Origin of the sequence: Novipirellula aureliae (assembly GCF_007860185.1) — a bacterium.
GTDB classification, from domain to species: Bacteria; Planctomycetota; Planctomycetia; order Pirellulales; family Pirellulaceae; genus Novipirellula_A; species Novipirellula_A aureliae.
This window is the reverse complement of the sequence record NZ_SJPY01000002.1, coordinates 403,775-417,538: the sequence shown is the minus strand read 5'-3', so window position 1 is coordinate 417,538 and position 13,764 is coordinate 403,775. Positions and strand designations below refer to the sequence as shown.

Genomic DNA, 13,764 nt, shown 5'->3' with positions numbered 1-13,764 from the left:
GATACGTATGAAAGATGCTCTACCTACCGCTTCTCTAGTAGCGGTAATGATCGGACTTGTAAGGTCCGTCGATAGGCACACCAATGTATTTCGCTTGATCTTCGGTCAACTTCGTCAACTTCACCCCAAGCTTGCCGAGGTGCAAACGGGCCACTTCTTCATCCAATCGCTTCGGCAACATGTAGACCTTGGTTTCGTATTGGCCATCGTTGTTCCAAAGTTCCATCTGAGCCAACACTTGGTTGGTGAACGAGGTGCTCATGACAAAGCTTGGATGGCCCGTCGCACAACCCAAATTGACCAAACGTCCCTTTGCCAAAATCAGAATACTGCGTCCGGTTTCCTTGAATGTGTAACGATCGACGGCGCCGACATCGGAGGGCTTGATTTCGACCTTGGTCACGCGTCCCGCTTCGACTTCGGATTCCAACCAAGCGATATCGATTTCGGTATCAAAGTGACCGATGTTGCAAAGGATTGCGTCGTCAGCCATCTCGACCATATGACTTCCCAAGATGATGTCCTTGTTGCCCGTCGTGGTAACGAACAAGCGGCCCTCTTTCGCAGCCTCTTCCATCGTCGTCACTTCGAAGCCTTCCATCGCCGCTTGCAGTGCATTGATCGGATCAATTTCCGTAACGATGACGCGGCAACCATACCGTTGCAGGCTGTGAGCACAGCCCTTGCCCACATCGCCGTAGCCGCAGACGACGGCGACTTTACCAGCAAGCATGACGTCGGTAGCGCGCTTGACACCGTCGGCTAGCGATTCGCGGCATCCGTACAAGTTGTCAAACTTACTCTTGGTCGCGGAATCGTTCACGTTGAATGCAGGCACCTGCAATCGGCCGGTTCGGTTCAAGACTTCCAAGCGATGGATACCGGCTGTGGTCTCTTCGCTGATACCCTTAATATCTTTCAATAGTTCTGGGAATTTATCGTGAACCATTGCGGTCAAGTCACCGCCATCGTCCAAAATCATGTTGAGTGGTTTGCCCGATGGAAAATTCAATGTTTGCTCGATACACCAATCAAATTCCTGCTCGTTCATGCCTTTCCAGGCATAAACGGGGACGCCTGTCGCAGCGATGGCTGCCGCGGCGTGATCCTGTGTGCTGAAGATGTTACAGCTGCTCCAGGTGACTTCCGCGCCGAGCGCGACGAGGGTTTCGATCAAGACGGCTGTTTGGATCGTCATGTGCAAGCAGCCCGCGATCCGAGCACCCGCTAGTGGTTTCGAATCACCGTATTTCTCACGAAGTGCCATCAATCCTGGCATCTCGTTTTCAGCAATTCCAATCTCTTTGCGGCCATATTCCGCTAGATTGATGTCTTTGACTTTGTAGGGAACTCGCTCGGTTTGAACTTGTGACATTCGGTTGGGTACTCCAAAGGAGAAAGGGAATGAATGGAGCAAGTCACGCCAGAGGGGGCACGGACCCAACACAGGGACTCCCGCTGGTTCGCAACCCCACAAACGTGCTTGCTTTCAATGGACAAATGCGGCGTTGTACAACACCCCACCGTAGGAGTGGCCACATTTGTCACAGCATGATAAACGCTCAGGACTATTTTTGCATGGGGGCAATTCTTGACGTTTATTTTGAAAGCATAAGGGCGGTCTAAGGGGGAACGATGGTCGCGTCCCGCGTTCCGCGGCGTACGTTTGAACCAATTCGCCCACCGACGCTGTCGTGAAACCGTTGTGAGAGATTTTCTTGTTGATCCGCGTGCCCATCCAACCATCGGCCCATCCAACCATCGGCCCAGCAAACCATCTGGCCGCCCTGTAGAGCCCTGGACTCCGCTATTTGAGCGCGGCTTGGCAGAAAGCCTGGATCTTTGCGTACGACTTTTGTCCCCGGATCTCTTCGACGCCGCTGGCCACATCGACGCGAGCCGCCCCCGACAAACGGATCGCTTCGCTGACGTTTTCGGGATGCAAACCGCCCGCTAGAATCCATGTCGATCGTTGCTGATCCGATTCGGCCCAAGTTCGAATGGATGCCCAGTCCAACGTTTTGCCGCTGCCGCCATGCATCGCTCCCCCGTCGGCATCGAGTAAAACGGCATACCCCGCATCGATCCAAGGACGTACCGATCGCTCGATTTTACCGATATCCATTGGCGAAGTCGGTAGCTTGATGGCTCGCAAAATCGGTAGCCCAATCGACTCGACTTGACGGGCTTCGGCGAGCGTTTCGTCACCATGCAATTGGATGATATCAATCAAATTGGGGTGCCCCGAAGTCGGTCGGATGGCTTTTTCGATTGCTTCGGCCGACGCGTTCGCAAACACGCCGACCCGTTTTAGACCCGAATTTTGAGCGTGGATCGACAATTCCATCGTCGAGACGGATTCGGGATCAACATAGCGGACACTTTTTGAAAAAAAATTCAAACCGACCGCGTCGCCGCCTGCCGCTCGAACGCAGTCGACGTCCGACTTAAGTTTAATGCCACAAATCTTCACTCGAAACACGGTCAACGAACCTTCAATAGGGATGGAAAAGGTGTGAATAAATTTTCTTACCAGTACAGGTAGCCGTGTCTCTCCAAAATACAGAATTTCGCATCTCGGAGAGACCAAGATAGGGAATTTCGCGTCTCGGAGAGACGCGGCTACTTGTTTCGATTCACTGCCTTTCCGCGAAAGGCGACTCTGATCTTCCGAAACCGCTTGAATCAAATAGCCGTAAACGGAATAATCGGTAAACTTTAACGTGATCGCAAACCGATAAACAGAAGGCGTCGTGTGCGGAAAGTCAACCACTTTTTACCAACCCCCATCGGTTCTCGAGTCGAAAAAAACGAATGAGAAACTGTGTTAAGTCGCGAATTGCGTTGTCCGATCTGACGCTCGTTGCTTTGGCGATGACCGTGGTTGTCTTGTTTGGCGTTCTACCGCAACAAACGAATCTCGAAAAAATCTCGGCCACTCGGCACAAAATTGACAACGGTGCGACCGGTTTGATAAGAACGAACGAACCGATGCCAAGCCATGATGAGTTATTTCGTCGTTGGCAAAACGAGACCCATTTGCTCTACGTCAACTCCTCACGATCGGATGCGTCGGTCAAACCGGTTTCCTTCGAGTCCTCGCTGGAAGACGCATCGGTTGGAAATAAGGGAGCCGCAGACCAGCTGAGTTCGGTTCCCACATCCCCCTCGCCGCACAGGATGGCTCCGCCTTTTTCGCATTACATCATTGCCGTTTCAAGTGGCCTGTTTACCGCGTTTGTCTTCCTCGTCTGGGCGTGGATGTCCCCGAAGATCAAGCTCGATCGAATACCGCAAGTGACCGAGCCAAGTCGCTTATCTGAGAACGGATCTCGATCACCGAACACCGATCTCATGATCTTGGCATTCCCGGCGAATTGGATCAAGGTTCGACAACCCTGGTCGGTCCGCTTCCGCGCGATCGCTCAAGCCGGACTTGTCGTTGCAGCACTTGTGGTGGTCTGGGCACGCGGTTGATTCCGAATCTTTGTGTGATTGGGCACATTTTCAGGAACTCGTTCGAGCTTAACCGTACGTGTGAATCGTTGAAAAACACTCCGCGAATGAGTCGTGCTCCTGCTTCGTCACAACGAAGAATGAAGGTAAGCATCTTTCGTGTCTGTGGCTTCCAGCCACAGCTTACTGCAGCAAGTTACTGCAGCAAGTAAGCATCTTTCGTGTCTGTGGCTTCTAGCCACAGCTTACCGCAGCAAGTTAGCATCTTTCGTGTCTGTGGCTTCTAGCCACAGCTTACCGCAGCAAGTTACTGCAGCAAGATTCCCCCCCCCCCCAGCTACTCTTGTGCCAAGACTATAATCAAGCGGTGACAAAACGCTTGTAGCGATCTCCGACGCAAGGGGCACAGAGCCCCACTACTTCGATTGGACCTTGACAATTGCGACGATCCTTACGCCCCGAACAGATGGACGATCCCAACTTGACGCCTGCCGAGCACCGCCGGGCACTTCGTGGGCTCACCCGCTTAAACCGCATTAGTGGTGTGGCAGACGCGATGTACAGGTATTTGTACCAATATGCGATATCGGATCGATCGAGGTCGCTGAATGTATTAGACGTTGCGAGTGGCGCAGGGGATGTTCCGATCAACTGGGCGAAACGTGCAAAACGCGATGGGCTCGCGCTTGATATCACCACTCTCGATATTAGTCCCACAGCGATTGCCGAGCAGCAAAGACGGGCAACAGCAGCCAACGTGGAACTTGAATCCATTCAGTGTGATTGCCTCCATTCGGATTTGCCAACGGGCTACGATGTCGTGACGAGTTCCTTGTTCATGCACCACCTTGATGACGATCAGGTGATTCATGTCCTTCGATCGATGCGGAAAGCGACGAACGACAAAATACTGATTTGCGACTTGGAAAGATCACGATTCAATCTAGCCATCGTGACAATCGGTTCACATCTTGTTACACGATCCAAAGTCGTCCACTTTGATGGGCCGCAAAGTGTCCGAGCAGCCTACACCAAGTCAGAATTTGCCAGCCTCGCCCAACATGCCCTTGGATCCCCTATGAAGTTACAATCCGCTTTCCCCTGCCGGTTCATAGCAATGAATAACCAATGACAATCCTGATTATTGGCGGCGGTGTTGCCGGATGTAGTTTGGCAATCCGTCTTCGACAACTTGGTATCGATGTCGACTTGGCGGAAAAGGAGGTCTTTCCGAGGCCGAAGGTTTGCGGTTGCTGTATCGGTGTTGCGGGGCTCGCGTCGCTGCGGAGTTTGGGCGTTCTCGATGCGGCGCGGTCAGTTTCGATGGCAACCAATCAGTGGTGTGCTTCGATCGGCAACCGTTTGCTCGAAATCGATCTACCCGACGGCATCGCGATCAGCCGCGAAGTGCTCGATCCGCTACTCCTGAGTGCAGCGCAGGTGGGCGGCACAAACATTTTCACCCCTTGCGCTGCAACCGTAACGTCCGTACGGCAAGATCAAGTTGAAGTAAAAATGGTTCGTGATGGCAAAGCTCGCAGGGCCGAATACGACTGCGTCATCGTGGCGTCAGGACTTCGATCGGGCGGTATTCAAGAAACCTTGCCTTGGACCGAAACGCCGCATGGACCGTTTGGTATTTCATTTACCGCCGACTCGGAAGCTATCCAACCTCAGCGGATCTACATGGCGTGCGATGATGATGGCTACGTGGGTCTAGTAAGACTCGGTGATGGCCGGGTCGATGTCGCCGCGGCGCTGCAAAGTGGTGGAACATCGGCGTCAAAAGGCGATCCATTGACTCGCGTCAAAGCGATCTTGAGCCGCAGCCAATTCGCACGGCTTGATCTGGTCAACCTCTCGCCTGCGTTGACGACGCCACCACTACGGCGGACTCGCAAAGCGGGTTGCGGACGATTGTTGGCGGTTGGTGATGCCGCAGGCTACGTCGAACCGTTTACGGGCGAAGGGATGACCTGGGCCATGCAAACCTCGATCGCGGCTGCGGATTTGATCGCCGACGCGCCCGGCGATCTGCAATCGATAGGCGACCGCTGGAACGAAAAGCAAGCGACACTATTAGCCCGCAAAAAACGCAATTGCCGCTGGGTCACGTCTGCCCTACGAAGTCCATTAGCCAGAACTTTCGCGGCCCGCACGCTAACGATGTTCCCTGCGCTGGCACGGCCACTCATCAAGAGCTTGAACTGAGTTGGAGTCCAGACTTTAGCCCTAGCCCGGATGATTCATGGGCTTGGAAATTGTTTTGCTAACGTCTACGCCTTCAAGCGTTTACGTTCATTGCTCGAAAAACAGTCTGCGTATTAGCCGTTTTGGCGTTAGCGGCCTGTCAATTTAATCGGTTTGACTCGACTGATTGTTTAACGCCAAGCCATAGGCGACCGCTTACGGAAAAGCTGACGCCTTCGGCTAAGCGTTAAACGACTAAATCAGCAGGCCGCTATCGCCAAAACGGCTAATGAATCATCCGGGCGAGTGATCTACGCAGATTTGCCAGCAATCGCCCTGATCCTGAGGGACGTCGCATTAATTACTGCGTGATCGGTGTCGTCACTCATGCCGAAGGCATTGAAGCGATTAGCCCCGGATCGCGCGAGCGCATCCGGGGTTGGAAATATAGTAGGGCAGCCGACCCCGAAGGGCGTCGCAGCACATTCTGGCAGGTTATTGTAGCTGGACTAATCGCAAAGCTTACTTTTTGATCATGCCCAAACAGCATCTTAAGCGTCCGCCGATGACACGGTCTTCCCTACCGACAAGAGCCTCCGTGTGCTAGAGTGCCGCACTCTTGAACAAGAAGGTATCGAAGGGATTGCAGAGATTGAACGGTTTGAACATGAAAGAAATACCTCCCGAGTTGATGGATGAAATTAGCGAGTCAATCTATCAGGGACGCAAACTTGAGGCAGTCAAACGCTATAAAGAGCTCCGTGGCACCTCGCTCCTTGACGCGAAGAACTTTATCGAAGCATTGACCGAGGAATTGAAAGCCGCCTCGCCGGAGCGATTCTCGACACAATCGACGGTCGGTTGTGCGAGTGTACTCGTTCTTGTACTCGCCTCGCTTTCGGTATTCTGTCTCATTGTAATTTCGGTCGCCCCGTAATCAGCGTTTCAATCATCGGCACTCGATACGATCATCGAGAAATTTTGCGCTGTTCTGCGCATCCGCCACCCAAGTACTGCGACGACGACAATCGAGATTGGCAGCACGACGACAAGGTGAAGTAAAATGAAATAGATGGAGTGTCGCGTAGTTGATCGACGCGACTGGTGTCAATTGACGCTTGCCCCACCTCCTGCTCGGTACGCTTGGGATTCGATGAGTCATCCACTGCGGAGTCCAGCAGTTTTCCAACCCGGTCTTTGACCGCTGCAAATTGGACGGGGAATCTGGATTCGTAGCTTGCCAGATCGAGTGTTGGGTCGACCGATTTTCTCGCTTCGTACTCAGCAAGGATCAAGTCAGGGGCAACCGATTCGTTATTGCCCAGCTCGGGAAAACTTGTCAGATATTCGTTTAAAAGACGACCGTTTCCCGCAGACCAGCTGCGTTGGAAATCGACTTTGATCAATTCACGCAGGGCAAGATGACGAAACGTTGGGTTGGGATACGATGCTAAACGTTGCCACAAACTAGGTAACGACTTGGGCTCCCATGTCGCATCGAATTCCATCAAAATTGCTTCTAGCTCGTTACGCTCAGCAACCTCCAGAATCGCATTTGGGTCGGCTGATGACATTGCTGTTCCAGTCCTGATTTTGGTGCGTGGTTGAGAAGGATTGATTTCGCTCTATTTGATAAATCGCGGTGGCAGCAAAAAGTGTCAACCAGATTTCGTGAAAATTCAAGATTCTGTTGGTGCCGTTCAGAATAGCTCGCCGAAACGTTGCTCCAAACGATCCTGCACAAGTTTAAGGATTCGATGGACGGTTTGCCGCGAGAGGCTAAGTCGCTTGGCAATTTCTGATCGATTCCGGCCTTCCAGACGCATCGAAATGATCTCAGCCGTGCGAGTGGGCAATCCAGTCAAGACGATATCGATTTCCTCCCATAGCGCCAAGGCATCCTCAGGCGACGCCTGATTACTCTGTATTTGATCACTGGCTGACAGCAGCTGCTCGGTTGCCGCGTTGCGTTTTTCGGCCGTGTGTTTCCGCGCGTGGGATCGTGTCTTGCACAAAGTTAATGTTACCAACAGCTGCCACAGCTGCTGTGAGTGCTCGATTTGGAAACTGCCTTCTTCTTGTCGTCGAAAGAACGTGCGAAAAACCGATTGGACCACATCCTCTCCATCGAATCGCTTCAGCAACGCGGGGTGAATATTCTGACTCGCCAAGTGAATCAGCTTGCATGAGTATTCGTCAAAGAGTTTCCTAGCGGCAACTGACTCGCCTTCCTGCAAACTTTTTCGTATGGAGTGGAAGTCGAACGGTTCGTTTGATGAGCTACTCACGTCGTGACAACCTATACCATTGTTTAATGACTCTCTTGGCGATTTTGTTCCCCAGGAACCTACTCAGGTAACCGAAGACACTCATTCTTCTCGGCTGCAATGTACTAATGCTACCAGAGTACATTCGACGATGCGCTCTCAAATGCGCTCGATTGGGGAGGAACTGTCACAAACTGCGTCAAGGAGAACTCGAAGACGGAGCCAAGAAGAATCATCCGAAGAGATTTTGTCAGACTCGTACCAGCAACCAGGGGACGTCATCTCGATGCTTCCTACCTTCAGAAGACACTCAATGGGGTTTCCCGCGCGCATGAGTTCTTTGGCTGGGCATCTGGGGGCATCTTTCCTTGCTGGCTACTTCGTTGTCCCGCAGCCCATCAATGCTTATATAACGGCATGTGCCGATAATAGACTTCCAAACAATAGATCGATAGACAGGTCGTAAACAGCCTACCCGAGGCGCGATTCGCATCGCCTTGAGGTCGCCAACTGCCTCGTTCGTGACCACTCTTGACTTGTGCATTCGGCAAATCGACTCGCATCCGCCGATTCCACCGCTGCCACGGTTCACCGCCAAAGTGGTGCAGCACTTGCGTGGCATAATACCAATAATAAACGTCTTTGTCCCTGATTTCGAACGGATCCGTTTCCCAAAGACGATCGATTCCCTCGATCAACTTTGGATGGCTCTGAGGCCAACCGATATATTGTCGGCATAACAATCCTTCGGCTGTCATCGGTGCCGAAGGACGGCTGCGCGGCAGATAACCGTAGGCGGCCCCCTCGAAACTTTGAGCCGAATCCAGGTATCTTTCGACGCTGTAAAAAACATTTCGATCGACGCTCAAGCCAGCCGATATTGCACTTTGCAAAGCCATGACATACCAACCCGTTACTGAAGTATCGGAATCGGTTTTGGGAAAGTAACGCCAACCGCCTTGAGGGCTTTGCGATTCTTGTGCGTACTCGACCGCCAACTGTGCGTTATCACGAAGCCGTGAGTCTTGGCTCATTCCGTAAAGCTCACACAATACAATCGTCGCCTGAGCTTGAGCGTACGTTTGTTGATTATGGCCGCCAACCTTCTCGGCCATCAAACCGTTGCGTGATTGGCGCTTGATCAGATACTTGACTCCCCGATCGACCTGCGCCGCATAGGGACCCTCTCGATGCGTATTCCCGTCGCCTAAGAAAGCCAATAACGCCATTGCCGTTGCTGCCGTCTTGTTTTCCAATGTCGAAGCATCTTCGTACGGCCCCTGCATACTCCAGGAACCGTCAGGCAATTGGTTTCGCCGGAGCCAGTCGAGTCCGAGTTCTACCGCGTCTTGCGTTTGCTGAGTCCCACCGAATATCGTCAGCAGAGCTTTCTTCATCGCCCCGCTACGACCGTTGAACATCGGCTTAGCGATCTCGGCCATCGCTGCCGAACCAATCTCAACCGGCACCATCTGTTCCGCACTGGCGTCATTGAGTGCTTCGAACGCGGACATCACATCGACTTCGCTCTCTGAGTCGGTCAGATCTTTCGAATCGTCAAACGGCATCTCGCTGACGTCGATCGCAAAATCGTCAAACGCTGTATCGTCGGTCCCTTCGCTGCTACCAATCTCGAATATCAAGCGTCCGAGTCGGCCACCCGTAGGGGTCGAAATCAGGGCCAGCACGAGTAGCAGAATCAGATGGAATACGGTACTGACTAACCACGGCGGCGCCGAACGCTTGATTCGTTCTTCCGTGGTCGGCTCGTGATCCGCATCGGTATTCGAAGTCGGGGCTGGCTTGCGAGATAGGGTGGCTGGGGATCCCACTGCCTGCTTCGCCCCGCGCTGCTTCGCCGCAGAACCACTAAGATCGTTCGGCAATTCGTCTCGCCAACGATCCATTTTGGCGGATCCAACCCCAGAGGGAACGGCAATCGCCGATCCGCTCAATTCGGAATTCGTCGAATCGGCTGGTCGCCGAACCGGAGGCAAGGTCGGCCGAGGTGGGGGGGGCGGAGGCACCGCTGCGGACGCGTCTGGACGAACGGCAGCCGATTTGACGACAGCCGGACGAGATACCGGCGGCGGGGCAGGGCGACTTGGCACGGATTCACTTCCCGCATCGGTGGCGGCTGAATCAGAATGAGAATCCGCGTGTGGCATATTCGCTAGCGCTCAAAAATCAAATGGACGGCAATCCTAACGTAACTTTACCTTAAAACTAAAGAAAGGGCGAATGGAGGCAGCGAAACCAGCAGCTTTTCTAGTTTTTCGTCAGAAAAATGCGAACGCAACACAACGGAGTGCTCTGTCAATACTTGCTTTTATGGTTGGCCATTGCCGAAGCCGCCCGACTTTGGGCGGCATGCATTTCGCCAACCCAGTCTCTGCAGGTGCAACCTGCCCCCAGGTCTATGTGTTTAGATAAGTCACGAGCACTGCGTCACATCTTGATTTTTCGAATCGGCCAAAGAGTGGCTGGGGCATCTTGCCCCAGTAAGCTGCGACTGGAAGCCACAGCCACGTATCATTCTTATCATTCTTACCCCCCAATTCTTGGTTGTGACAAAGTGCTAGCGTGTTCCTGTCACCCTTAATGGTGCATTTAATGCGATCGTTCTGGTCGTAGCATCGAAAATGCCTGAAAACATCATCAAGCGATCACAAACGAGGTTGACAGTTTGGCACGAGTTTACGATAGTCTCTGTGTCGCCGGAAAGCATTCCGGAGATCATCATACCGCGGGATGGAGCAGCCCGGTAGCTCGCGAGGCTCATAACCTCGAGGTCGTCGGTTCGAATCCGGCTCCCGCAACTTCTCTGTTTGGTTAGGAAACTGACCTCCAGGGGTAAACTCCAAAGGCCGACGTTTTGCAGATCGCAAAACGCCGGCTTTTTTCGTGGTTTTGCGGTGATTTAGTCCTTTCTCTGACTCTCTGGTCGGATTCGTTCTCGCCGGGGATGGGCGGTTTTGGAGCGATTTGGGCGAGAATATCGGCCGAGACTCTCGCCACTCTCTGGGTGATGGGCTTGGCCGGGTTTTGAGCCTGGGGTTATTCGCTATCCGACTCACTCGGGTTTCTTTTTTTTCACCTGTTCCGGCCCGGTGGAGAGACATGGTTTTAGAAAATTCAGCTTTTGGGTGATGTGCTGCCGTCGATCCGAATCGCATAGCTAAGAAAGGGAGTCCGCTGGTGTTGGCGGCTCCATTTCGAGCTTCGATTCGAGAGGTGACGCTATTTCTGATTTGGTTTCTTCACTGGCGACACACGCCGATCCGGCGACGGTTCGGTTTCGTGGGATCGCCGCCATTCTGGCCCGTGGCGTAGGACGTGTCCGGCAATCGTCGGATGTGTCGGCCAGCGAACAGCCTGTTTCCGCAATTCTGGCGGACTCTCTACCCAAGCCCCTTGAGATCGCTCGCGAACCATCGCTCTCTGTGTCTCACGACCTCTCCGACCACGCCGGTCGAGAGTCGAGTCCCGAATCCCCGGAACATGGAGAGACACATTGAAAAACGAAATTCGATACCAAATGATCGCCACGCTGCTGGCCAATTCGCTGCGGCGGCAGTCTCGATCGGCGGAGAATCCCGATAACGAGACGCCTGACCGAGAGCGGCCGGGTGATACAACGCGAGCCGAGGCATCCGATACCACCGAGATCACCGGAGGTGAACGATGACGCCAAAGATTGCCGCTGAAGTCGCTCGGCTGCCGGACATGACCGTGAACGATTTGATTGAGCGATACGAGCAGGTTCATCGCGAAGAATGTCGAAGCCGGAACAAGCAGTATCTGATTCGACGCATCGCTTGGAAGCTGCAAGCGAATGACGAAGGCGGATTGTCGCCTGAGACGATCGGCAAAGCTGAGGGATTGGCGGCCGATGCGCAAACCCGAGTGACCGCGCCGCGGGACATTCGCAATGTTCTGGTGACGACGAACCCACCCAATGCATTTGTCGATTGGGATCCTCGGTTGCCGCCGCCCGGCCAAATGTCCCAGCAATAAACATGGCTCGGCAATACAACTTGCAAGATGATCCGCGTGGTCGTATTGCAAGAAGGTTTTGAATACGAAGGCCAGCGATTCCGATCTTTGACAGCGGTTGCCAAAGAGGTCAAGGACGCCGAACCTAACAAGCGGAAAGTTACGCCCGAAATGTCTCGCCTTCTAAAGCACCTTACGAACCCCGAAGTCGTCCGTACCATCGACCCACCCCATCTGCTGGAATTGCTGTCACCGTACCAAAAGTATCTGACCACGCGAGGGTTCAAGCTGCCGGCCAGACCCTCCGCATCCAAACTCGACTACGAAAAACTCATTCACATTCTCGCCACACCGTCGATGGACACGCCACAAGATTTGCTGAATGCCCTGGGCATGATCAACGATATGGCCACGGAGCAGGGAATGGATGCCCTGCTATCTGCTGCCCGCCAAGTGAACATCGGTCTGCGATTGTCTGGCGAAACTTCGCCAGCCGACGTCGCGGTTCAAGTTTGGCTTGCCAATCCCGCGATGCTAGAAGCCCAACACACTTGGCACACCTTCAAGATGCCCCGCCGAATGGAGTGCTTTTCACTAGCAGTCGACAATCATTCGCCACTATTGAAGCTGACCAGCAATTGAATCGAAACGTGCCGTGTCAACATTGGTGACTGGATGGACGACCACAACCGAAGTTCGGCCGCTCAGCTTTCGTTGCGAGAATCGACCGACACGATAATCGCGACCGTTCGTCGTGGCGACCCGTTCAAACGAGTCGAAACGATCGACAGTCGCGGCATTCACGCGGTGCATCTTCGCCCGGCAGCGAAAGACACGATGACGCTTTGTCGTCGAGAGAACATTTTTCAGATCAACTCGCAGTTGAAGAGTGCTCGTGAAGTCTATCGGCGGTGTTTTGGCGATCTGATGTTTGGTTCTCCGGATCACTTCGTCGAGTTGCCTCGATACAGCTTCGACGCCTTCGTTGAACATGGCTACGAAATGATTACACCTGGCGACCTCGATGCGATCGAAGATATCACGCTAACGGAGGTTCGTTTGCAAAGTGGTGGAAGTCAGAATCCTTACACGATTTTTGGTGCCGATAATCTGATTGCCGACATGGAAGAACGAGGCTACCACATCGACCTGGACGACAGCACCCTCCCAGTATCAATCATTACTGGCGGCGGGTGGGGCCGCGGACGTTGATCAGCAAAGGTGGTCGCGATTTTCGTCGTGACGTTTGCCGTTTGCTTCGTGACATGGAGGTCCGCCCCATCACCGGCTCGCTGTCGGTCGATGTGTTGATTCACCCGCCCGATCGTCGCCGGCGTGACATCGACAACGTGCTCAAAGCACTGCTCGATGCACTCCAACACGGCGGTGCGTACGAAGACGACAACCAAATCGTCGATCTCTCCATCCACAAACGCTGTCCGATTAAGGGCGGCAAAGCAATCGTCCGAATTGAGGAAACCGATGGTCGCCTTTGCCCACAACTATCGCCCCGCAAATAGGGTTTGTCTGAAGTGTGACAAGAAATTCGACAGCCAAGGTCCGGGCAATCGTATCTGTCGGAAATGTCACAAATTGAACGCTCGCTACGCGGGGAACTGCGAAGCATGGCTGCAATCGCAACGCGGCGTGAAGCGACACAACGGTGAGGTTATCCTATGTGGATGTTGAATCATGCCGTGTTCACGAAAGGCCATCGCCTAATCAATGCGGTCTTGCCATGTCGTCTCATCCCGTCGTCCGTGAAGGATTGCGATCACGAAGAGCGAATCGTCGCGAACAATAAAACTGACAACGTAAGGGAATCGTTTCAAACCGATTTGCCGAACGTCGCGAT

15 protein-coding genes and 1 tRNA gene are annotated in these 13,764 nt (G+C 53.4%); 11 read left to right on the top strand and 5 right to left on the bottom strand.

The window, feature by feature from the left end; all coding sequences use genetic code 11:
- Positions 1-34: 34 nt before the first annotated feature.
- Positions 35-1,375, bottom strand: a complete 1,341-nt coding sequence (gene ahcY / locus Q31b_RS07420; protein ID WP_146599047.1) for an adenosylhomocysteinase — start codon at positions 1,373-1,375, stop codon at positions 35-37.
- Between the two features lie 432 nt (positions 1,376-1,807).
- Complete coding sequence (locus tag Q31b_RS07415) at positions 1,808-2,773, bottom strand: phosphoribosylanthranilate isomerase (protein ID WP_146599046.1); 966 nt, start codon at positions 2,771-2,773, stop codon at positions 1,808-1,810.
- Between the two features lie 41 nt (positions 2,774-2,814).
- Here Q31b_RS07415 and Q31b_RS07410 point away from each other — a divergent pair, with 41 nt between their 5' ends.
- The 4 genes from Q31b_RS07410 (at position 2,815) to Q31b_RS07395 (ending at position 6,583) form a co-directional block, all read left to right on the top strand.
- Positions 2,815-3,477 carry a hypothetical protein gene (locus Q31b_RS07410; RefSeq protein ID WP_146599045.1) on the top strand — a complete coding sequence of 221 codons (663 nt, stop codon included), beginning with the start codon at positions 2,815-2,817 and terminating at the stop codon, positions 3,475-3,477.
- A 418-nt stretch (positions 3,478-3,895) separates the two neighbouring features.
- Positions 3,896-4,588: a methyltransferase domain-containing protein gene (locus Q31b_RS07405; RefSeq protein ID WP_231617375.1), complete on the top strand. Its 693-nt coding sequence runs from the start codon at positions 3,896-3,898 to the stop codon at positions 4,586-4,588.
- Positions 4,585-5,667: an NAD(P)/FAD-dependent oxidoreductase gene (locus Q31b_RS07400; protein WP_146599044.1), complete on the top strand. Its 1,083-nt coding sequence runs from the start codon at positions 4,585-4,587 to the stop codon at positions 5,665-5,667. The genes Q31b_RS07405 and Q31b_RS07400 overlap by 4 nt, the downstream gene beginning before the upstream one ends.
- A gap of 646 nt (positions 5,668-6,313) precedes the next feature.
- Entirely contained in the window at positions 6,314-6,583 is a 270-nt protein-coding gene (locus Q31b_RS07395; RefSeq protein ID WP_146599043.1) for a hypothetical protein, read from the top strand.
- A 31-nt stretch (positions 6,584-6,614) separates the two neighbouring features.
- Here Q31b_RS07395 and Q31b_RS07390 read toward each other — a convergent pair whose 3' ends face one another.
- From Q31b_RS07390 to Q31b_RS07380, 3 genes are all read right to left on the bottom strand, one after another.
- Entirely contained in the window at positions 6,615-7,220 is a 606-nt protein-coding gene (locus Q31b_RS07390; RefSeq protein ID WP_146599042.1) for a hypothetical protein, read from the bottom strand.
- Between the two features lie 126 nt (positions 7,221-7,346).
- On the bottom strand, positions 7,347-7,934 hold the full coding sequence (locus tag Q31b_RS07385) for an RNA polymerase sigma factor (RefSeq protein WP_197171114.1): 588 nt from the start codon (positions 7,932-7,934) through the stop codon (positions 7,347-7,349).
- 377 nt (positions 7,935-8,311) lie between these two features.
- A complete protein-coding gene (locus Q31b_RS07380) occupies positions 8,312-9,820 on the bottom strand; it encodes a prenyltransferase/squalene oxidase repeat-containing protein (RefSeq protein WP_146599040.1) in 1,509 nt (502 codons plus the stop codon).
- Position 9,821: 1 nt separating this feature from the next.
- On the opposite strand from Q31b_RS07380, the gene Q31b_RS07375 reads away from it, so the two are divergent.
- From Q31b_RS07375 to Q31b_RS07350, 7 genes are all read left to right on the top strand, one after another.
- Positions 9,822-10,064 (top strand): hypothetical protein, encoded by a 243-nt coding sequence (locus Q31b_RS07375; protein WP_146599039.1) that lies wholly within the window; start codon positions 9,822-9,824, stop codon positions 10,062-10,064.
- A gap of 594 nt (positions 10,065-10,658) precedes the next feature.
- Positions 10,659-10,732, top strand: a tRNA-Met gene (locus Q31b_RS07370).
- A 695-nt stretch (positions 10,733-11,427) separates the two neighbouring features.
- Positions 11,428-11,601, top strand: coding sequence for a hypothetical protein (locus tag Q31b_RS28000; RefSeq protein WP_197171112.1), 174 nt, complete (start codon positions 11,428-11,430; stop codon positions 11,599-11,601).
- Positions 11,598-11,930 carry a DUF2924 domain-containing protein gene (locus tag Q31b_RS07365; protein ID WP_146599038.1) on the top strand — a complete coding sequence of 111 codons (333 nt, stop codon included), beginning with the start codon at positions 11,598-11,600 and terminating at the stop codon, positions 11,928-11,930. Before Q31b_RS28000 ends, Q31b_RS07365 begins: the two co-directional genes overlap by 4 nt.
- 27 nt (positions 11,931-11,957) lie before the next feature.
- On the top strand, positions 11,958-12,551 hold the full coding sequence (locus Q31b_RS07360) for a DUF2924 domain-containing protein (protein ID WP_146599037.1): 594 nt from the start codon (positions 11,958-11,960) through the stop codon (positions 12,549-12,551).
- Between the two features lie 33 nt (positions 12,552-12,584).
- Positions 12,585-13,121: a hypothetical protein gene (locus tag Q31b_RS07355; protein ID WP_146599036.1), complete on the top strand. Its 537-nt coding sequence runs from the start codon at positions 12,585-12,587 to the stop codon at positions 13,119-13,121.
- On the top strand, positions 13,118-13,429 hold the full coding sequence (locus tag Q31b_RS07350; RefSeq protein ID WP_231617374.1) for a RusA family crossover junction endodeoxyribonuclease: 312 nt from the start codon (positions 13,118-13,120) through the stop codon (positions 13,427-13,429). The genes Q31b_RS07355 and Q31b_RS07350 overlap by 4 nt, the downstream gene beginning before the upstream one ends.
- Positions 13,430-13,764: the final 335 nt, after the last annotated feature.

Coding starts and splice junctions, on each gene's coding strand:
- ahcY (WP_146599047.1), bottom strand. CDS start 1,375: ATGTCACAAGTTCAAACCGAGCGAGTTCCCTACAAAGTCAAAGACATC.
- Q31b_RS07410 (WP_146599045.1), top strand. CDS start 2,815: ATGAGAAACTGTGTTAAGTCGCGAATTGCGTTGTCCGATCTGACGCTC.
- Q31b_RS07400 (WP_146599044.1), top strand. CDS start 4,585: ATGACAATCCTGATTATTGGCGGCGGTGTTGCCGGATGTAGTTTGGCA.
- Q31b_RS07395 (WP_146599043.1), top strand. CDS start 6,314: ATGAAAGAAATACCTCCCGAGTTGATGGATGAAATTAGCGAGTCAATC.
- Q31b_RS07390 (WP_146599042.1), bottom strand. CDS start 7,220: ATGTCATCAGCCGACCCAAATGCGATTCTGGAGGTTGCTGAGCGTAAC.
- Q31b_RS07380 (WP_146599040.1), bottom strand. CDS start 9,820: ATGGATCGTTGGCGAGACGAATTGCCGAACGATCTTAGTGGTTCTGCG.
- Q31b_RS07365 (WP_146599038.1), top strand. CDS start 11,598: ATGACGCCAAAGATTGCCGCTGAAGTCGCTCGGCTGCCGGACATGACC.
- Q31b_RS07360 (WP_146599037.1), top strand. CDS start 11,958: ATGATCCGCGTGGTCGTATTGCAAGAAGGTTTTGAATACGAAGGCCAG.
- Q31b_RS07355 (WP_146599036.1), top strand. CDS start 12,585: ATGGACGACCACAACCGAAGTTCGGCCGCTCAGCTTTCGTTGCGAGAA.